Annotated in this window: 15 protein-coding genes; 7 read left to right on the top strand and 8 right to left on the bottom strand. The window is 74.0% G+C overall.

Annotated features, from left to right (window positions below):
* Positions 1 to 49: 49 nt before the first annotated feature.
* Positions 50 to 1015, top strand: a complete 966-nt coding sequence (gene rsgA, locus amrb99_RS04610; protein ID WP_347256528.1) for a ribosome small subunit-dependent GTPase A — start codon at positions 50 to 52, stop codon at positions 1013 to 1015.
* A 68-nt stretch (positions 1016 to 1083) separates the two neighbouring features.
* On the top strand, positions 1084 to 2661 hold the full coding sequence (locus tag amrb99_RS04615; RefSeq protein WP_190852627.1) for a serine/threonine-protein kinase: 1578 nt from the start codon (positions 1084 to 1086) through the stop codon (positions 2659 to 2661).
* Between the two features lie 58 nt (positions 2662 to 2719).
* On the opposite strand, the gene amrb99_RS04620 is transcribed toward amrb99_RS04615, so the two are convergent.
* Positions 2720 to 3592, bottom strand: a complete 873-nt coding sequence (locus amrb99_RS04620; protein WP_190852630.1) for a hypothetical protein — start codon at positions 3590 to 3592, stop codon at positions 2720 to 2722.
* 251 nt (positions 3593 to 3843) lie between these two features.
* Between amrb99_RS04620 and amrb99_RS04625 the strand changes: the two genes are divergently transcribed.
* From amrb99_RS04625 to lhgO, 4 genes are all read left to right on the top strand, one after another.
* Complete coding sequence (locus tag amrb99_RS04625) at positions 3844 to 5502, top strand: transposase (protein WP_190852633.1); 1659 nt, start codon at positions 3844 to 3846, stop codon at positions 5500 to 5502.
* 51 nt (positions 5503 to 5553) lie between these two features.
* Positions 5554 to 6357, top strand: coding sequence for a histidinol-phosphatase (gene hisN, locus amrb99_RS04630; protein WP_190852635.1), 804 nt, complete (start codon positions 5554 to 5556; stop codon positions 6355 to 6357).
* A 94-nt stretch (positions 6358 to 6451) separates the two neighbouring features.
* Positions 6452 to 6643 (top strand): hypothetical protein, encoded by a 192-nt coding sequence (locus tag amrb99_RS04635; RefSeq protein WP_151541353.1) that lies wholly within the window; start codon positions 6452 to 6454, stop codon positions 6641 to 6643.
* A 63-nt stretch (positions 6644 to 6706) separates the two neighbouring features.
* A complete protein-coding gene (gene lhgO, locus amrb99_RS04640) occupies positions 6707 to 7888 on the top strand; it encodes an L-2-hydroxyglutarate oxidase (RefSeq protein ID WP_190852847.1) in 1182 nt (393 codons plus the stop codon).
* Here the strand turns inward: lhgO and amrb99_RS04645 are convergent.
* Positions 7885 to 9408, bottom strand: a complete 1524-nt coding sequence (locus amrb99_RS04645) for a carboxylesterase family protein (protein WP_190852637.1) — start codon at positions 9406 to 9408, stop codon at positions 7885 to 7887. The two genes, lhgO and amrb99_RS04645, sit on opposite strands and share 4 nt — an antisense overlap.
* 75 nt (positions 9409 to 9483) lie before the next feature.
* Positions 9484 to 10152 (bottom strand): TetR/AcrR family transcriptional regulator, encoded by a 669-nt coding sequence (locus amrb99_RS04650; RefSeq protein ID WP_190852639.1) that lies wholly within the window; start codon positions 10150 to 10152, stop codon positions 9484 to 9486.
* A gap of 104 nt (positions 10153 to 10256) precedes the next feature.
* Between amrb99_RS04650 and amrb99_RS04655 the strand changes: the two genes are divergently transcribed.
* Complete coding sequence (locus amrb99_RS04655; RefSeq protein WP_190852641.1) at positions 10257 to 11132, top strand: oxygenase MpaB family protein; 876 nt, start codon at positions 10257 to 10259, stop codon at positions 11130 to 11132.
* On the opposite strand, the gene amrb99_RS04660 is transcribed toward amrb99_RS04655, so the two are convergent.
* From amrb99_RS04660 to amrb99_RS04680, 5 genes are all read right to left on the bottom strand, one after another.
* Positions 11102 to 11911: an SDR family oxidoreductase gene (locus amrb99_RS04660; protein WP_347256529.1), complete on the bottom strand. Its 810-nt coding sequence runs from the start codon at positions 11909 to 11911 to the stop codon at positions 11102 to 11104. The genes amrb99_RS04655 and amrb99_RS04660 overlap by 31 nt on opposite strands.
* Positions 11908 to 13278, bottom strand: coding sequence for a cytochrome P450 (locus amrb99_RS04665; RefSeq protein ID WP_190852645.1), 1371 nt, complete (start codon positions 13276 to 13278; stop codon positions 11908 to 11910). Before amrb99_RS04665 ends, amrb99_RS04660 begins: the two co-directional genes overlap by 4 nt.
* A 104-nt stretch (positions 13279 to 13382) precedes the next feature.
* The gene (locus amrb99_RS04670) at positions 13383 to 16412 is read right to left on the bottom strand and encodes an AMP-binding protein (protein WP_190852647.1); all 3030 of its coding nucleotides are present in this window, start codon (positions 16410 to 16412) and stop codon (positions 13383 to 13385) included.
* A 114-nt stretch (positions 16413 to 16526) separates the two neighbouring features.
* Positions 16527 to 18176, bottom strand: a complete 1650-nt coding sequence (locus amrb99_RS04675; protein WP_190852649.1) for an AMP-binding protein — start codon at positions 18174 to 18176, stop codon at positions 16527 to 16529.
* Positions 18177 to 18306: 130 nt separating this feature from the next.
* Positions 18307 to 18684: a DUF3054 domain-containing protein gene (locus tag amrb99_RS04680; protein ID WP_190852651.1), complete on the bottom strand. Its 378-nt coding sequence runs from the start codon at positions 18682 to 18684 to the stop codon at positions 18307 to 18309.
* Positions 18685 to 18741: the final 57 nt, after the last annotated feature.

Raw genomic sequence — 18741 nt, forward strand, 5'->3', positions numbered from 1 at the left:
CCGACCACTGGCACGACGAGTACAGGACTACGACGAGGACGACGTCCGGGTGCGGCCCGGGCGCCGCGGGTCGCGGCCGCGCACCCGCCGCCGCCCGGCGCACGAGGACGCCTCCGCCGGGTTCGTGACGGCGGTGGACCGCGGCCGGTACCGCTGCCTGGTGGACGCCGGGACCCGCGACGAGCGGCCCGTCACCGCGATGCGCGCCCGCGAGCTCGGCCGCAAGGGCGTGGTGGTCGGCGACCGGGTCGCGCTGGTCGGGGACGTGTCCGGCGCGACGGACACCCTCGCCCGGATCGTCCGGGTGGAGCCGCGGGCGTCGTCGCTGCGCCGCACCGCCGACGACACCGACCCGTTCGAGCGGATCATCGTCGCGAACGCCGACCAGCTGGTGATCGTGACGGCGCTGGCCGACCCGGAGCCGCGGCCCCGGATGATCGACCGGCAGCTCGTCGCCGGCTACGACGCCGGCATGGACCCGCTGCTCTGCCTCACCAAGGCCGACCTCGCCGACCCGGACGGCCTCGTCGCCGAGTACGCGCCGCTCGGCGTCCCGTACGTGGTGACGCGGCGCGGCGGCGACCTCGACGAGCTGCGCGGGCACCTGTCCGGCCGGATGAGCGTGCTCGTCGGGCACTCGGGCGTGGGCAAGTCGACGCTGGTCAACGCGCTGGTCCCGGACGCGGAGCGGGCCGTCAGCCGGGTGAACGCGGTGACCGGGCGGGGCCGGCACACGTCCTCGTCGGCGATCGCGCTGGAGCTGCCCGGCGGCGACGGCTGGATCATCGACACCCCGGGGGTGCGCAGCTTCGGGCTGGCGCACGTCGAGCCGGAGAACGTGATCAACGCCTTCGAGGACCTGGCGGAGGGCGCGGCGGAGCGCTGCCCGCCGCTCTGCGACCACCTCCAGGAGTCCTGCGGCCTGGACGGATGGGTCGAGGACGGGCACGCCAGCCGGGCCCGGCTGGACTCGCTGCGCCGGCTGCTCGCCAGCCGGGAGGGCGAGCCGGAGTAGCCGCATGCCCCGGAAACGGGGCGAGAACGGCGCTTCACTCCGTGTGGTACGTCGGTATCGTCGCCTGCATGCCGCGCACGATCGACGAGGGCCGCTACGAGCTCCTGGAGGAGCTCGGCCGCGGCGGTATGGGCGTGGTCTGGCTCGCCCGCGACACGGTGCTGCACCGCGAGGTGGCGATCAAGGAGGTGTCCCCGCCGCGCGGCCTGGACGGGACGCAGACCGAGCACGTGTACGCGCGGACGATGCGGGAGGCGCGGTCGGCGGCGCAGCTCGACCATCCCGGCATCGTCACGGTGCACGACGTCGTCCGGGAGGACGGCCGCCCCTGGATCGTGATGCGGCTGGTGCGGGCGCCCGCCCTGGACGCGGTGATCAGGCGGGAGGGCCCGCTCGCCCCGGACCGGGTGGCGCGGATCGGGCTGGACCTGCTGGGCGCGCTCCGGGCGGCGCACGCCGAGGGCGTGGTGCACCGCGACGTCAAGCCGGGGAACGTGCTGCTCACCGACGAGCGGGCCGTGCTCACCGACTTCGGCGTCGCCACCATCGCGGGTGATGAGACGCTCACGCAGACCGGCGCGATCGTCGGCTCCCCCGCCTACCTGTCGCCCGAGCAGGCGCGCCGCGAGGACGCCACCGCGGCGTCCGACCTGTGGTCGCTGGGCGCCACGCTGTACGCGGCGGTCGAGGGCCGCCGCCCGTTCGAGCGTCCCGACATCTACGCCCTGATGGGGGCGCTGCTGCGGGAGGACCCGGACCCGGTGCGCCGCGCCGGGCCTCTGGAACCGGTCCTGCGCGGGCTGCTGCGCCGCGACCCGCAGGAACGGCTCGGCTATGACGAGGCCGAACGGCTTCTCCGCGCGATCGCGGCGCAGCCCACGCCCGGCCCGGCCGCTCCAGGCCCGAATCCGCCAGGCCCGCTGCCGAACCCGGAGCCGCGAGGGCTCAACGCCACCCTTGGCCAGGGCGGCGAAGGGACGCAGCCGCCCGGCCCGGCGCCCGGACCCGAGCCGCCGCCGCTTCCCGAACCGCCGCCGCCCCGGCCCGCGCGGCGGCGGTGGGAGCTGATCGTCCCGGCGGGGATCTTCGCGGTCGCGCTGGTCGCGGCGGCCGTGGTGTTCGCGGTCTTCGTCGACGGCGGCGGGAACGGCGGGCCGCGCGGCACGCCGAGCGCCCATCCGTCGCCGAGCGCGGGCTCCGGCGTCCCGCCGGGCTACCACCGGTACGAGGGGTCGGCGTTCGTGGCGGCCGTGCCCGACGGCTGGACGGCCGACGGCTCCGGCGACGACGTCACCTTCACCGCGCCCGGGAAGGGCGCGACGCGCGGCCTGGCCGTGACGCGGGCCAAGCCGGGCCCCTTCGACACCAGCGATCCCGGGGACGCCCTCGCGGCGGCGACGAAGGACTTCGACTACACCGACTACAAGCAGGTGTACTTCAATCGGAAGGTGCCGTACCTGGGCCGGGACGCGGCGGAGATCGAGTTCACGTTCACCAAGAACGGCACGGCCGGACGGGCGCGGGTGCGGGTCTTCCCGTTCGACGGCGCGCTCTACCAGGTGATCCTGGCCGCCGACCAGGCGCACTGGGACGCGACCGTCCCCGTGTACGAGACGTTCCTCGCGAGCTTCCGCTCCTCCGGCTGAACCGGCGCCCGCACGGACGCCCTGACCGGCCGGGCGGCGCGGCCGGTCAGCCGGAAGTTCACGTGGCCGGACGCTCCTGAGCGGGGTCGCCGAACAGGGCGCGGGCCCGCGCCTCCGCCTCGTTCAGGGCCCGGACGTGCTCGGGCGCCAGCTCCTCCACGCACCGGGTCATCTCCTCGGTGACGTGGCTGAACGCGTTCTCCTCGGCGGCGCGCAGCGCGGCCCGCACGGTCGCGGACCGGGCGCCGAGCGCGGCCCATTCCAGCTCCAGCCGCGCGACGGCCTCGTCGAACGCGCGGGCCGTCCCGGCGCCGGCGTCCTTCAGCTCCTCGGGGATCGGGCCGCGCCCGGCCTTGCGGGCCTGCGCGGACAGGCCGGAGACGCGGTTGGCGAGCGCCAGGCCCTCGCGGGCCAGCGGCAGCACCTCGGTGATCAGGTCGGTGACGGCCCTCGCCAGCTCCTCGACCCGGGTGAGCAGGGTCTGCGTCGCCTCCTCCAGCGCGCCGGACGTCCGCGCGGCGACCCGTTCGGCCACGTCCTGCCTGCTGCGGGACAGCACGGGGACGACGTCGCGGTCGAGGCGGCGGCGCAGCTCCTCCTCGCGGGCGTCGCGCCCGCCGGTCCCGTCGCTCCCGGCGCGCTCCGCCCAGTCCGCCCAGAGCCGTTCGAGGCGCTCGTCGCCGGACGCGGCGATCTCCGCCGTGATCTCCTCCAGCGCCTCGCCGGCGCGGGCCTTCAGCCGCTCGACCCGCCCGTACAGGGCCTCCCGTTTGAACGGGTCGTTCAGCTCGTTCAGCTGCGCCTGCAGCCGGCGGGAGACGTCGATGGCGTGCTCGGCCAGGGGGACGAGGCGGTCGGCGAGCTCGTCGAGCGTCCGCGCGCGGCGCGGATCGGTCAGCTCGGCGACCCACCCGGGTAGATCGTGGGCCATGCGCCCATGCTGCCAGGTGCCCGCGCGCGGCACCGCCCGCCGCGCCTCGGGGGCGGGCCGAAAAGCCGTAACGGCCGGGGGTTCTGGACTGCTGGCGTGTGAGTGTCCAGGGTGGAGTGCCGGCGTGTGTTGGGCGGAGCCGTGTTCCCGTAGGGCTGGTCAGGGCGGCCCGGGCCAGTGGGGTCGGTTGCGGTGTGCGGCGAGTGACATATCGATTGCACGTTCGAATGCAGTCACTTAAAGTATCGGCCATGAAACAGTCCGCCACCGATGGTGAGAGGGCCACCACCGGCGCGTTCGCCGCGCCGTTCGTGGTGGCGGGGCCGTCGGGGGTGGCGGTGCGCGACCGCCTCAAGGGCCTGACCGCCCAGGACGAGCGGGTGCTGCGGCTGGCCGGTGCGCATCTGGGGTCGCTGGCCGGCCGTGATCTGAAGGTCCGCTGCGCCGACGGCCTGGAGCATGACGCGCAGCGGTGGGCGGTGCGCAAGCGGGAGTTGACGGGCGAGTCGTCGGCGCGGTGGGCCGGGAGTATCACCAAGGCCACCCATGACCAGTGGGCGCTGGCGCGGCGTGGCCTGCTGGCGCATCTGCGCTCGCTTGAGGCCGGTGTGGCGACGATCGAGCATCGGCTGTCCCTGCCGATCGGCGCGCCGGGCAGCAAGCGGGCGCCCGGCGGCTACCGCTCCAGACGGGAGTGGTTCGCCAAGTCCCGTCGCCTGGGTGTGCTGCGGGACCGGCTGGCCGCCGAGCGGGCCGACTGGGACGCCGGGCGTGTGCATGTGGTGCGGGGCGGCCACCGGCTCCTCAACGCCCGGCACCATCTGAATGAGGCCGGGCTCACGCAGGAGCAGTGGCGGGAGCGGTGGGAGGCCCGACGCTGGTTCCTGCGCGCCGATGGCGAGTCGGGCAAGCGGTACGGCAACGAGACCATCCGCATCGCCCCGGGCGGGGAGGTGTCGATCCGGCTCCCGGCCCCGCTGGGGTACCTGGCGAACGCACCGCACGGCCGGTACGTCCTGGCGGCCCGCGTCGCCTTCCGGCACCGGGGTACCGAGTGGGCCGACCGCATCACGGCCGACCGGGCGGTGGCCTACCGCATCCACCTCGACGTCGAGCGAGGCCGCTGGTACATCACAGCGTCCTGGCAGCGCGTCACCGCACCGACACCCCCGCTGGAGACCGCGCGCGTACGTGGCATGATCGGGGTCGACACCAACGCCGACCACTTCGCCGCCTGGCACCTGGACCGGCACGGAAACCCCGTCGGCGACCCCAAGCGGTTCGGCTACGACCTGTCCGGCGACGCCGCGCACCGCGACGCCCAAGTCCGGCACGCCATCACCGGCCTGCTGCACTGGGCCGCCGACTGCGGGGTCGCCGCGATCGCCATCGAGGACCTCGACTTCGCCGCCGAGAAGACCCGGGAGAAGCACGGTCGCCGCAAACGGTTCCGGCAACTGATCTCCGGCATGCCCACCGGGCGACTGAGGGCCAGGCTGGTGGCGATGGCGGCCGAAGCCGGGCTGGCGATCGTGGCGGTGGACCCCGCCTACACCTCCACCTGGGGCGCCCAGCACTGGCGTGAACCGATGAGCAGTAAGACCAGGAGGGTTTCCCGGCACGATGCGGCGAGCATCGCGATCGGGCGACGCGCCCTGGGGCACCCGATCCGGCGACGAACGGCACCACCCCGCCATCACCAGAGCGATGATCGCGGGCATCGGACCGTCCAGACCGGACCGGGTACCCTGGGGCGTGAGGGACCCCGCCACCCCGTCACGGAGCCCGTACACGATGCAGGCCCCCCCGACGCGGGCAACCAGAACGCGGGGAACCAGCGCGTCCAACACCGTTCGGGACACGCGCAGCACCGGGACATGGGTTCAGAACTCACTCCTGGACACTGTTGAGGAACGGTGAGTGTGTCGGTGCGGGCCGTGATCGCGGTAGCGTGGCACGCCGTGGCGGGCTATTCCGATGACCTGCGTCTCGCGCACGTGCTGGCGGACGGGGCCGACGACATCACGACCAGGCGTTTCCGCGCCCTCGACCTGAGCGTCGAGACCAAGCCGGACCTGACGCCGGTCAGCGACGCCGACCGCAGCGTGGAGGAGCAGATCCGCGGCACGCTGAAGCGGGCCCGGCCGAGGGACGCGGTGCTCGGCGAGGAGTACGGGCGGACCGGATACGGCAACCGGTGCTGGATCATCGACCCGATCGACGCCACGAAGAACTTCGTGCGCGGCGTCCCGGTGTGGGCGACGCTCATCGCGCTGATGGAGAACGACGAGATCGTGGTCGGTGTCGTGTCGGCGCCGTCGCTGAACCGGCGCTGGTGGGCGGCGCGCGGCGGCGGCTCCTGGACGGGCCGCAGCCTGACCCGCGCGACCCGGATGACCGTGTCGGCGGTGACGGAGCTGTCGGACGCGTCGCTGTCGTTCTCCAGCCTGAGCGGCTGGGAGGAGCAGGGCCGGCTCCCCCACTTCCTCGACCTGACGCGGCAGGTGTGGCGGACGCGGGCGTTCGGGGACTTCTGGTCGCACATGATGGTGGCGGAAGGCGCGATCGACATCTCCACCGAGCCGGAGGTGTCGCTGTGGGACCTCGCCGCCCTCCAGGTGATCGTGGAGGAGGCGGGCGGGATGTTCACCGACCTGTCCGGGGTGCCGGGCCCGGACGGCGGCAGCGTGGTGTGCACCAACGGGCGGCTGCACGCCGAGGTGCTGCGCACGCTGGGCGGCGGGCAGCTGTCCCTGCGGGTCTGACGGCTGGCCTCCGGGCGGACTCGCGACATATCGTGGAACAGCGGTCGCGGGACGGCCGTTGTAACGGATGGCGGCCCGTCAACGGAGGTACCAGATGTCGACCAAGACCAAGGTAGTGATCGGTGGAGTCGTCGTCGGCTTCCTGACCCTGTTCGTGTTCCCGTGGTGGCTGAGCGCGCTGATCATCCTGGGCGTCCTCGGGGCGCCGCTCGCCGGCTACCTGATGCTCGACCCGTCGCAGCGCAAGCGCGTCCGCGCGCAGGGCCGCAAGCGGCTGGGCAGCTGATCCCCGCCCGGCCCCGCCACGCCGCGGCGTTCGCCGCGCCGTAGCATTCGCCTCGTGGCGGAGATGCGGATCGGTGTCGTCGGGGCCGGGATCCTCGGGCTGGCCGTCGCGCGGCGGCTGACCGCGACGCGGCCCGGCGCGCGCGTGACGGTCCTGGACAAGGAGGCCCGCATCGCGGCCCATCAGACGGGCCACAACAGCGGTGTCGCCCACGCGGGCCTCTACTACGCGCCGGGGTCGCTCAAGGCGACCCTGTGCCGCCGCGGCATCGGCCTGCTGAAGGAGTACTGCGCGGAGAAGGGCCTGCCGTACGAGGAGTGCGGCAAGGTCGTCGTGGCGCGGGACGCGGGGGAACTCGGCCCGCTGGAGGAGATCGAGCGCCGCGCGACCGCCAACGGCGTCCCCGGCCTTCGCCGGCTGACGGGCGCCGAGCTTCGCGAGATCGAGCCGCACGCCGCCGGGGTCGCGGCGCTGCACTCGCCCACCACCGCCATCGTCGACTTCCCGGCGGTGGCGCGCGCGTTCGCGGACGACGTCGCCGCCGGCGGCGGCGAGATCCGGCTGGGCTTCGAGGTGGTACGGCTCGGCCGGGCGGGCGACCGCGTCCGGGTGGGCTCGCCCGGGGGCGAGGAGCTGGTGTTCGACCTGCTGATCGTGTGCGCCGGCCTCCAGTCGGACCGGGTGGCCCGGCTGGCGGGCGACGCCGCGGAGCCGGCGATCGTCCCGTTCCGGGGCGAGTACTACCGGCTCGTCCCGTCCCGGACGGACCTGGTGCGCGGGCTGATCTACCCCGTGCCCGACCCGCGGTACCCGTTCCTCGGCGTCCACTTCACCCGCCGCGTGGACGGCGGCGTCGACGTCGGCCCGAACGCCGTCCTGGCACTGGCGCGGGAGGGCTACCGGCGCCGCGACGTCCGTCCCGCCGATCTGTGGGAGACGCTGCGCTTCCCCGGCTTCCGGCATCTCGCGCGGCGGCACTGGCGGACCGGGGCGAAGGAGCTGTACGGGTCGGCGGTCAAGCGGGCGTTCGTCGCGCAGGCGCGCGGGTTCGTGCCGGAGCTGACCGCGGACGACGTCGTCGCCGCGCCCGCGGGCGTCCGCGCCCAGGCGGTGGACGCGGACGGCTCGCTGGTGGACGACTTCCGCATCGGCCGCGTCGGCCCCGTCGTGACCGTCCGCAACGCCCCCTCCCCGGCCGCGACCTCGTCCCTCGCGATCGCCGAGCACGTCACGGCCCGCCTCTAGGGCCAGAGCTTCCGGTCGTCGCCGCGCGGGTCGCGGACGATCTCGTCGGACGGGTGGTCGAAGAGCTTCACGGCGCGGCCGGACGGCTCGAACCGTTCCCAGCCGGGGTCGCCGCCGGAGGCGAACGCCACCCAGGCGCGGTGCATCCGGTCGGCCAGCTCCTGCGGCGGGTTCGGGCCGGAGAGGCCCTCGGGCTCGGCGGTGAGGTTGTCGAAGACGAAGCCGAGTTCCAGGGCGTGGCAGGCGCCGAGGTCGTGGTTCGGGGACCGCCAGCCGAACTCGTACATCCAGGTGCCGCCGGCGCCGCCGGACGCGGCGTGCCGCTCGGCGAGCCGGTTCGCGGGGATCCGGAACAGGTGGTCGGTGATGATCGTCGCCATCAGCTCGCCGGACGGGACGCCCGGGTGCCGGTCGCGGTAGGCGGCCGCCACCGCCGGCGGCACGCCCATCCCGGCGGTCGCGGCGAACACCAGGTCGTCGGTGAGGGCGGCGGCGATCCCGGTGGGCATCAGGAACAGCCGGAACTCCTCGGAGGTGTAGCCGGTGAGCAGGTCCACGTCGCGTCCGGCGCCGGCGGCGACGGCGTCCTCGGGCCGCTGAGTCAGCAGCTCGCCGTCCAGCACGGGGGTGAGGGACATGCCGCCGGCGGCGGTGGTGGCGCCCCAGCGGCCGGGGTCGGGCAGCGCGGTGACCTCGGCGGCCACGGCGGACTGGACGGGCAGGATCGCCGCCGGGTCGAGCGCGGCGAAGCCCTCGGCGGTGGGTTCGACGCCGAGCCGCGCGGCCATCTCCTTGGTGACGAGCAGCGCGTCCGCCGGGTCCTGGGCGATGGAGCCGGCGCCGCTCTGCGCGATCGCGCGGTGGAACAGGCCGAGGTCGAGGGAGAGCAGGGTGCTGACGCTCATCGCGCCCGCGGACTCGCCGAACACGGTGACGCGGGCGGGGTCGCCGCCGAACCCGGCGATGTTGTCGCGGACCCATTCCAGCGCGAAGATCTGGTCGAGCAGCCCGCGGTTGGCGGGGGCGCCGGGCAGATGCGCGAAGCCCTCGACGCCGAGCCGGTAGTTGACGCTGACGCAGACGACGCCGTCGCGGGCGAAGGTGTGCCCGTTGTAGACGTCGACGGCGCCGGACCCGTTGCGGAACGCGCCGCCGTGGATCCACACCATGACCGGCAGCCCGGAGCCGCCGGGATCGGGCGACGCGACATTCAGGGGGGACGACCCCCCTGTACCCCCCGCGAAGAAAGGCGTCCAGACATTGAGGTTGAGGCAGTCGTCGCCCGGGACGACGGGGTCGGGCAGCAGCCGGTCGTAGGGGCGCGGGTAGCCGGGCTTGGGCGCGGTGGGCCCGTACTCGGTGGCGTCGCGGACGCCGTCCCAGGGCTCGTGCGGCCGCGGGGCCTTGAACCGGTTCTCGCCGAACGGCGGCGCCGCGTAGGGGATGCCGAGGAAGGCGGTGACGCCGTCCCGGGTGGTGCCGCGAACCTCGCCGTACGCCGTCCGAACGACCGCCGCCATGGCCCGCCTCCGATTCTAGAACGAAATTCGACAATCAGAGGGTACGGGACGGCCGCCCGGGGCGGAATGGGCGATTCAGCCGGTGCCGTCCCCCGGCCGCAGCATCCGGGTGAGGTAGCCGCGGGCGAACGCGCGGATGTCGTCCTCGTCGTCCAGCGCGAGCCCGCCGCCGGGCACCAGCAGCAGCGACACCGCGACCCGCAGCAGCACCTCGGCGACGGCGTTGTGCTCGTCGGCGCGGTCGGGGCGGGCGCGGCGCAGCCGGTCGGCGAGGACGTCGCGGGCGGCGATCATCACCGCGCCGCCGTTCATGCTGAGCTGCGGCAGGAACGCCTCCGGCTCGCTCTGCAGGACCCGCGTCATCAGCGGGTGCGTCCGGGCGCTCTGCAACCCGGCCACGAAGCCCTCGACCACCGCGTCCTCGGGGGACGCGAGCCCTTCGGTGGCGTGGGCGATGCCGGTGAGGAAGCGGCGGCACTCGCGCAGGATCACCGCCTGGAGCAGCTGCTCCTTGTTGGTGAACCGCCGGTAGATCGTGGTGCGCGCGACGCCGGCCCGCTTGGCGACGTCCTCGACGCTGACCCGGCGCAGCCCGTAGGTCTCGAACTCGCCGAGCGCGGCGTCGAGGATCCGGGCGTCGAGGTCGTCGCCGTCGGCGGCGGGATCGGACAGCCGGGCGAGCAGCCCGCCGTCGCCGCGCTCAGACGGCCGGGCACCGGTCAGCGAGGTCGCGTCCGTGGTCATGGACGCACCTTAACCGCCCCCGGGGCCCCTTCCGTGACATTCCGCGCGACACAGCTACAATTACTGTCGTTCTGTTCCATCCTCGTTCCCCCTCGGCGGTGTCCATGCCCGATCCAGCGCCCACCCCTCTCGGCCCCGGCTCGCTGACCTGGCGGTACTTCGGCGACACCCGGATGCTGCTGGTCGGCCCGCGCGCCGCGGTGCTGCAGAACATGCTCCCGGCGCTCGGCCAGGGCGTCCTGGACCACTCGGTGTTCTTCTCCGAGACGTTCGCGCGGCTGAAGCGCTCCGCCGGCCCGATCCTCGACACCGTCTACGGCGGCGACCGCTCCCCCGAGACGGGACGGCGCGTCCGCGACTACCACGTCGGCATCAAGGGGACGATGCCGGACGGCTCCCGCTACCACGCGCTCGACCCCGAGACCTACTACTGGGCGCACGCCACCTTCCTCGACAACATGCTCTACGGCATCGAGACGTTCATCCGGCCGCTCGGCGAGGACGAGAAGCGCCGCATCTACGACGAGTCCAAGACCTGGTTCCGGATGTACGGGGTCAGCGACCGGGCCATGCCGGACGACTGGGAGGCGTTCCAGGCGTACTGGAAGCGGATGCTCGACGAGGAGATCGTCGCGCACAAGACCGCCCGGTACGGCGTCGGCTACGTCACCAAGGGCCTGCCCGCGCCGCCGAAGGTGCCGGCGCCGGTGTGGCGGGCGGTGTCGCCGCCGCTGAACGCGGTCGCCCGGTTCATCACGGTCGGCGGCCTGCACCCCCGGATGCGCGAGCTGCTGGAGCTGCCCTGGAGCGCGGCCGACGAGCGCCGGTACCGCCGGTTCGCCGCGGCCGTCCGCGCCGGGAACCGGCTGTGGCCGCTGCTCCCCGAGGCCGCCCGCTACCTCCCGCAGGCCCGCCGCGCCTTCCGCCGCGCCCGCGCCGCCCGCAGCGGTCAGGGGGCGGAGCGGATCCTCGCGTCGTAGGCCTTCCTGGCCTCCGGGTCGTAGTCCAGGAAGAGCGTGTCGAGCCCGTAGCGGCGGGACACGGCCTGCTTCAGCCGGTCCGGCAGGAGGGCGCCGAGCCTGATCTGGCGGCCCAGCGCCTTCGGGACGACGACCTGCGGGCGCGGGCGGGCGATCAGCCCGGCGACGGCCGCGGCGATCTCCTCCGGCTCGCAGTTGCGCATCCCCTTCGGGCTGCGCGTCCCCGCGATCAGGTCGGTGTTGGTGAACGTCGGCAGCACCGCGCTGACGTGCACGCCCTTTCCCCGCACCTCCAGCCGCGCCGCCTCGGTGAACGCCACGACCGCGGACTTGCTGGCGTTGTAGAGCGCGAGGCCCGGCGTCGGCAGCACCCCGGCGACGGACGCCACGTTGATCACGTGGCCGCGCCCGCGCGGCAGCATCCGGCCCAGCGCCAGCTTCGTGCCGAGCATGACGCCGTGCACGTTGACGTCCAGGCAGCGGCGGGCGTCGGCGTCGCTCTCGCCGGTGACGGGCCCGATCGGCATGATCCCCGCGTTGTTCACCAGCACGTCCAGCGGCCCGGCCGCGTCCTCGGCGTTCGCCAGGAACGCCTCGAACGACTCGCGCGCCGTCACGTCCAGCGGGAACGCGGCGACGCCCAGCGACTCGCCCGCCTCCTTCACGGCGGCCTCGTCGACGTCGCCGATCACGACGGCGGCGCCCCGGGCCTTGAGCGCGCGGGCGGTCGCCAGCCCGATGCCGCGCGCCGCGCCGGTGATCGCGATGACCTTGCTCACGGGGCCTCCTGAAGCCGGTCGAGCCGGACGGGCAGGCCGTCCTTCGGGGACGGCAGCGACGTGGTGTCCAGCGGCCATTCGTACCGCCCGGGCACGCTCCACCGGTACCGCTGGAGGACCTGGTGCAGGATCGTCTTCACCTGCATTCCCGCGAAGTACATGCCGATGCACTTGTGGGCGCCGCCGCCGAACGGGGACCACGCGTACTTGTGCACCTTGTCCTCGCGGCGGTCCGGCGAGAACCGCTCGGGGTCGAACGTGTCGGGGTCCTTCCACCATTGGGACATGTGGTGGTTGCTCAGCATCGGGACGACGACGGTCGTGCCGGCGGGGATGTGGTAGCCGAGGATCGAGGTGTCCTTGACGACCCGGCGCGGCAGCGCGGGGACGGGCGGGACCATCCGCAGCGACTCCTTCATCACCATGTCGATGCCGGTCAGCGCGTCGAGGTCCGCGTACTCCAGCGACGGCCGGCCGAGCCGCTCCGCGAGCGCGAACGTCTCGTCCCGCAGCCGCTCCTGCCATTCCGGGTACTTGGCGAGGTAGTACGCCATCGTGGTGAGCGTGATGGTGGTGGTGTCGTGCGCCGCCATCAGCGCGAAGATCATGTGGTTGACGACGTCCTCGTCGGTGAAGCGCTGCCCGTCGTCGGTCTCCGCCTCGCACAGCGCCGCGAACAGGTCGTCGCCGCCGTCCCGGCGCTTGGCGGGCAGGTGCTGGTAGAAGAACGCCTCCAGCTCCCTGCGCGCCCGCAGGCCCTTGTTCCAGCGCAGGCCGGGGACGTTGAACCGGACGTAGGCCGTGCCGGCGCGGACGGCGTCGATGAACGCGCCGTTGACCCGGTCGGCCTCGGCGCGGTCCAGCTCGACGCCCATGAAGACGTCCGTGGCGAGGTCGAGGGTGAGCTGCTTGACGTGGTCGTAGACCTTGAAGCCGGACCGGGCGTCCCACGCCTCGACGCCCCGGACGATGCCGGGCGCCATCGCCTCCATGTACGCCTGCAGCCGGGGCCGGGTGAACGCCTGCTGCATGATGCGGCGGTGGTGCAGGTGCTCCTCGAAGTCGAGGAGCATGATGCCGCGGTGGAAGAACGGCCCGATGAAGTAGCTCCAGGCCGGGCCGTTCGCGAACGCCTTGTCCCGGTTGACCAGGACGGCCTCGGCGGCCTCCGGCCCCTGGACGGTGCAGGTCCGCATGCCGAGCAGCCAGCCCCACGCGATCGGGCCGTACTCCTCGTAGCGGCGCCGGGCCATCCCGATGGGGTCGCGCATCACGCTGAGGGTGTTGCCGACGTACGGGATTCCGGGGACGCCGGGGACCGCCTTGAGTCCGCTGCCCTCCGGCGGCGGCGCGAGCACGCTCGTCATGAATCCTCCGGACGCGCCGCCCGGGCGGGGGCCGGGGCGGCGTGCAACAAAAGTGCAGTTTCTGTCGCTTTGTTGTAACGCAACGGACGGCCGTAAGTCCAGGCTTACGGCAGGTGAGTTACACCGCCGGACGCGGGGGCGCGCAGCAGCCGCCGCCGCGCCGCCTCCGTCAGCGGCCGGTACGCGCCCGCCTTGTCCCGGTAGTACGTCCGCCCGTCCGCCACCGCCGGGACGCCCTCCGCGCGCAGCGGAGCCGTCCGCAGCCGCCGCCCGGCCGTGACGGGCACCTCGTCCACCACCCGGACGATCGCCGGCCGCAGCCCCGGCTCCACCCGCAGCAGCGCCTCCGACAGGTCCACCGGCTTCAGCTCGGCGCCGTCCGCGGCGGGACGGCCCGCCGTGCCCGCCCCACCCGCCTCGCCGCGCTTGGCGTCGCGCAGGCTGACGGCCGCGGCGGCGAGCTCTGTGTCGCCGACCGGGATCCCGTAGACCGCGACGATGTCGATGTACGGCAGGTCGCCGAGCGCGTCCCGGATCGGCCCCGGCGGGACGATCCCCTCCGCCGTGCGGATCAGCTCCGCGTCCCGCCCGACCGGCCAGAAGTCGCCGTCGGCGTCGCGCCGGAACAGGTCGCCGGTGATCGTCCACGCGTCCTCGGGGCGGAACACCCCGCGCACCGGCCGCGCCGCCGCCCCGAGCGCCGACGGCCGGACCCGCGCGAGCAGCATGCCGATCTCGCCGGGCTCGCACTCGACCCCGAGGCCATCCGGCCCCTGGACGAGGCGCCCGCTCTCCAGGTCGTAGCGGGCCAGCCGCACCTCGGCGCTGCCGGGCAGCGGGCGGCCGAGCGAGCCGGGCTTCTTGCCGCTCAGGTTGACCAGGACCGCCTCACCCTCGGTCGAGGCGTAGAACTCCAGCACCCGCGCGGGCGCGAACCGGTCCTCGACCCGCCGCCACAGGTTGCGCGGCATCCCCGACCCGATGAACAGCCGCACCGCGTGGTGCCGCTCGGCCGGGTCGGGCGGCGCGTTCACCAGGTCGCGCAGCAGCGTCCAGGTATAGGACGCGACGGTCACGCCGTAGCGGCGCGCCTCGTCCCAGAACGTCTCCGGGTCGTAGCCGCTGGCGAGCGCGAGCCGCGCGCCGCCCGCGACGGCGCCGCCGAGGCTCATCAGCAGCGCGGACGGGTGCTGCAGCGGCGTGATGCTGTAGACGGTGTCGGCCGGCGACAGCGCGGCGGACGAGGCCGTGCCGAACGCCGACAGCGCCCACCGCCGGTTGGTGATCCGGTTCGCGCGCAGGTGCTCGCCGTCCCCGCTGAAGATCACGAACGCGAGGTCGCCGGCCCGTCCCGGGTTCGGCCGGTACCAGCGCGGCAGCTCCACCGCGTCCGGGTCGATCAGCTCCATGTCGGGCAGCGGGCCGCGCCCGCCCGGCCGGTCGCCGCGCCCGGCGCCGCCGAGCACGTGGCCCTCGACCCCGTCCAGGCGGGCGGCCCGCGCCGCGTGCTCGGGGTCGGCGATCACCCGGGTGACCCCGCTCAGCCGCGCCTCCGCCGCCGGGTCGCCGTCCGGACGCAGCAGCACCGCGACGGCGCCGAGCCGGCTCAGCGCCGCGACCAGCGCCAGCGCCGTCGGCCGCGTGCCCATCAGCACGCCCACCGCGTCCCCGTGCCGGACGCCGATGTGGATCAGCCCCCGCACGATCGCGTCGATGCGCCGCTTGGCGGCGTCGTGGGTGTGCGCCCGCCCCTGGTAGAGGAAGAACACCTCGCCGGGCATGCGCCGGGCCTGCTCGTCCAGGAGCAGGCCCATCGACATCCGCGTGTCGGAGTGGATCCGCTCCAGCCGGGCCAGCCGCGGCAGGTTCTGCGCGGCCTCCCCGCTCAGCTGCCGCGTCCCCTGGACGGCCCGCGCCGCCGTCCGGAACGCCGAGCGCGCCGCGCTCGTCCCGATGCCCATCGCCAGCTGGAGGCCGTAGCCCGCGGGCCCGCCGGGAAGGGACGCGGGCGGGACCTCCTCGTCCCCGGTCACCGGCGCGACGATCTCGGGCAGCTCCCCGTCGCCCTCGCGCCACCGCGCCCACGCCGCGACCGCCGGCCACGTCCGGGAGATCGCGAGGCCGCCCACCACGAGCCCGAAGTGCCCGGCCCGCAGGCACGCCTCGTACACCTGGGCGCGCGGCGCGGCCCGCCGGATCCCGCGCACCATCGGCGGCGCCGCGATCTCGTCGACCTCGCCGACGAACGTCAGCACCGGGCAGGTGATGTCGGCCAGCGTGACGAGGCGGTCGCCGATCACGAACCCGCCCGTCAGCATCCGGTTGTGCTGGACGAACTGCCGGATGAACTCCGCGAGCGCCGGGCCGGGCCACGACACCCAGCCCTCCCGCTCCAGGAACCGGCGCTGCCGCTCGCGCGGCGCCAGCCGCTCCCGGTCGTGCAGCTGCATGAGGAACTCGGCCCGCGACCGCACCGACTTCACCGGGCTGAGCAGCTGGAACCCCAGCCGCGTCACCCAGCCCGGCACCGCGAACCCGCCGAGCATCCAGTCCGGGATCCGCTCGGCGCCCTCCGTCGCGATCCAGCTCGGCAGCCCGAACGGCAGCCCGACGCTGGTGTCGGACGGGCTGCCGAACGTCACGATCGACGCCACGCCCTCGCTGCGCCGGTACGCCGCCGCCTGGTAGACGAACATGCCGCCCTGCGAGTAGCCGGCGAGGTGGACGTCCCGCCCGGTGGCCGCGCGGACCCGGTCGATCGCGTCGCTGACCGCCACCACGTGGTCGGTGACGGTCCGCTCCAGCCCGCCGGGCTCGCGCTCGGGCGCGCCGAAGTCGACCACCCAGGGGTCCACGCCGAGGTCCCGCAGCACCCCCACCGCGCTGACCCGCGAGGAGATGTCGTACACCTCCGCGGTGATCATCAGCGGCGGGACGAGCAGCACCACCGGCCCGTCCGCCGCCCGCGGGAAGTAGTGCCGCAGGCGGTACACGCGCTGCTCGGCCACCACCTCGAACGGGGAGGCGTCCTCCTCGGTGTCCAGGCCGCCGAAACGGGCGACCTCGAGGGCGTTCTGGGCGGTGGAACCCAGGCGGGAACCCAGGCGAAAAAGCGTCGTGGCAACAGACGGCATCGTCGACCTCTCAGAGCGTCAACCCATGTTGTCCGTTATCACCGGCTTTAGCAATTGGACGCCCCGTTCAGAGGCTGACCTCACAACGCCGGCCCTCCCGGCCGCCGCGCGGGCTCAGTCCACGACGCGGGCGCCGTCCATCTTGCCGTCCTTGAGCCGCTCCCACATGTACCGGCGGCGGGGCTTGCCGCTGGACGTGCGCTGGATCAGCCCGGTGCCGACCACGATCGTCACCTCGACGTCCTCGCCGACCCGCCGGCGCAACATCTCGCGCACCTCGGGCACCCACGCGTCGTCCAGCGTCTCGGCGAACAGCGCGAGGCCCTTCTGCCCGGCGCCCGGCACCCCGACGACCACGATGCGGCCCTTGCCGAGCCCGGACACCTCGGCGATCTTGGATTCGAGGTCCTCCACGTAGACGGACCGGCCGCGCACCTTGATGCTGTCGCCCATCCGCCCCAGCACGAACAGCTGGCCCTCGTGGAAGAAGCCCGCGTCGCCCGTGTGGACCTCGCCGTCGACGAACCGCGTCGACTTGGCCTCGGCGCCCGCGAAGTAGCCCGGGCACGCCGACGCGCCGCCCACGACGATCTCGCCGAGCACGTCCTCCGGCATCGTCCGGCCCTCGTCGTCGACGATCCGGACGGGCACGTCCTCCTCGGGCGTCCCGCAGCCGACGATCCAGCCCGCCTTCGCGCCGATCGACCGCGGCCCGAGCGAGTGCTGCTCCAGGATCCGCACGGGCTTCCCGAACGACAGCGACTCCGGGTCGGGCCGGACGGCCAGCGGGTCGCGCAGCTCCTTGTCCATCGTGACGAGCAGCGTCGTCTCGGCCATCCCGTACGCCGGCCGGAACGCGGTCCGCGAGAACCCGAACGGCTCCAGCAGCTCCGCGAACACCTCCAGCGAGTGCGGATCGATGGGCTCCGCGCCGATCAGCGCCATCTTCCAGCCGGACAGGTCCAGGCCCTCCAGCTGCTCCGGCTTCACCCGCCGCGCGCAGTAGGCGTACGCGAACGGCGGCGCCGCCGTGTGCTGCGCCTCGGCGAAGCAGCGGATCCAGCGTGCGGGGTCGCGGATGAAGTGGTCGGGGCGCATCAGCCGCAGCTTCCCCTGCCGGGCGATCGGCGTGAGGAAGCAGCCGATCAGCCCCATGTCGTGGTACAGCGGCAGCCACGACGCGACGACGTCGTCGTCCTCGAAGCCCGCCGACCGGGCGATCAGCTCGCTGTTGGCCTCCAGGTTGTCCCAGGTCACCATGACGCCGCGCGGCGCGCCGCTGGACCCCGAGGTGAACTGCAGCAGCGCCAGCTCCCCGGCGGGCTGCACCTCGGCCTCGGCCGCCGCCTGCCGCGGCAGCCACGGCCCGCCGGGCAGGCCGGCCTGCGCCATCGCCCGTCCCGCGTAGTCCGCCAGGTCCGCGGACGCGGCCACCAGCACCGGCTTCGCCTGCCGCAGGATCGCGGCCACGTGCGCGACGTAGTCGTCGCCGTCCTGGAACAGCGGCGGGGTGATCAGGCAGACCGTGGCGCCCGCGGCCCACACGGCGAAGTAGGTCTCGATGCAGGTGAAGTCCGTGGGCAGGATCAGGCAGACCACGTCGCCCGGGCGGACGCCCTCCTCGATCAGCGCTCCGGCCGTGCGGCGCGCGGCGGAGGCCAGCTCACCGTAGCCGCGGAAGTCCCAGCCGCCGTCGTCGGCAGCAAGGTGTACGCCGCGTCCGGTGTTCGGCTTGTCCAGCCAGTCCCGCAGCGCAGATGCCATCGTGTCCCCTTCGACATGCTTGCTCGGTCACCCACGTGACTCGCGGGTAACTTCACCAGCACCGCGCGCCCGGCGTCAACCGGCCCGACCGGCAAACAGACCGCCTGGTCATTTGGAGAGATCCAACAACTCAGACACGCTCGGGTTTGTCACCCCGGAGCGCCGCCGCACCCCGCGCCACGCCCCGCCAGCCGAGCAGCACCAGCCCCAGGAACACGAGCGCGACCAGCACGAACGTGAACGCGATCCCCTGCCCCGAGATCACCCGCAGCACCATGCCCACCGTGACCGCCGACAGCCAGACCCCGATCCCCACCGGCACCACCGCGTCCGCCCGCCGGCGCCACGCCCGCAGCACGGCCCACCCGGCCGCGAGCCCCACCAGGAACGGCCACGCGGTGTTCAGGAACCCCGTCACGCTGGCCGCCTCGTCATGCGAGCTGCGCCCGATCCCCACGAACACGAGCACGCAGCAGACATCGAGCACACCCGCCACCACATTCCGCATACGCCCAGGTTATGTCCGCTTCCCCGCAGCCCCGAGACGGCCCCTTCAGATCGTTCT

This window comes from Actinomadura sp. RB99 (assembly GCF_014706005.1).
In the GTDB taxonomy this organism is placed as follows: Bacteria; Actinomycetota; Actinomycetes; order Streptosporangiales; family Streptosporangiaceae; genus Spirillospora.

Bases quoted from the DNA above. Each gene is read 5' to 3' on its own strand.
- amrb99_RS04620 (WP_190852630.1), bottom strand. From the start codon at position 3,592: ATGGCCCACGATCTACCCGGGTGGGTCGCCGAGCTGACCGATCCGCGC.
- amrb99_RS04625 (WP_190852633.1), top strand. From the start codon at position 3,844: ATGAAACAGTCCGCCACCGATGGTGAGAGGGCCACCACCGGCGCGTTC.
- amrb99_RS04645 (WP_190852637.1), bottom strand. From the start codon at position 9,408: ATGGCGGCGGTCGTTCGGACGGCGTACGGCGAGGTTCGCGGCACCACC.
- amrb99_RS04615 (WP_190852627.1), top strand. From the start codon at position 1,084: ATGCCGCGCACGATCGACGAGGGCCGCTACGAGCTCCTGGAGGAGCTC.
- lhgO (WP_190852847.1), top strand. From the start codon at position 6,707: ATGCGGATCGGTGTCGTCGGGGCCGGGATCCTCGGGCTGGCCGTCGCG.
- amrb99_RS04665 (WP_190852645.1), bottom strand. From the start codon at position 13,278: ATGACGAGCGTGCTCGCGCCGCCGCCGGAGGGCAGCGGACTCAAGGCG.
- amrb99_RS04635 (WP_151541353.1), top strand. From the start codon at position 6,452: ATGTCGACCAAGACCAAGGTAGTGATCGGTGGAGTCGTCGTCGGCTTC.
- amrb99_RS04655 (WP_190852641.1), top strand. From the start codon at position 10,257: ATGCCCGATCCAGCGCCCACCCCTCTCGGCCCCGGCTCGCTGACCTGG.
- amrb99_RS04675 (WP_190852649.1), bottom strand. From the start codon at position 18,176: ATGGCATCTGCGCTGCGGGACTGGCTGGACAAGCCGAACACCGGACGC.
- amrb99_RS04650 (WP_190852639.1), bottom strand. From the start codon at position 10,152: ATGACCACGGACGCGACCTCGCTGACCGGTGCCCGGCCGTCTGAGCGC.
- amrb99_RS04670 (WP_190852647.1), bottom strand. From the start codon at position 16,412: ATGCCGTCTGTTGCCACGACGCTTTTTCGCCTGGGTTCCCGCCTGGGT.
- amrb99_RS04680 (WP_190852651.1), bottom strand. From the start codon at position 18,684: ATGCGGAATGTGGTGGCGGGTGTGCTCGATGTCTGCTGCGTGCTCGTG.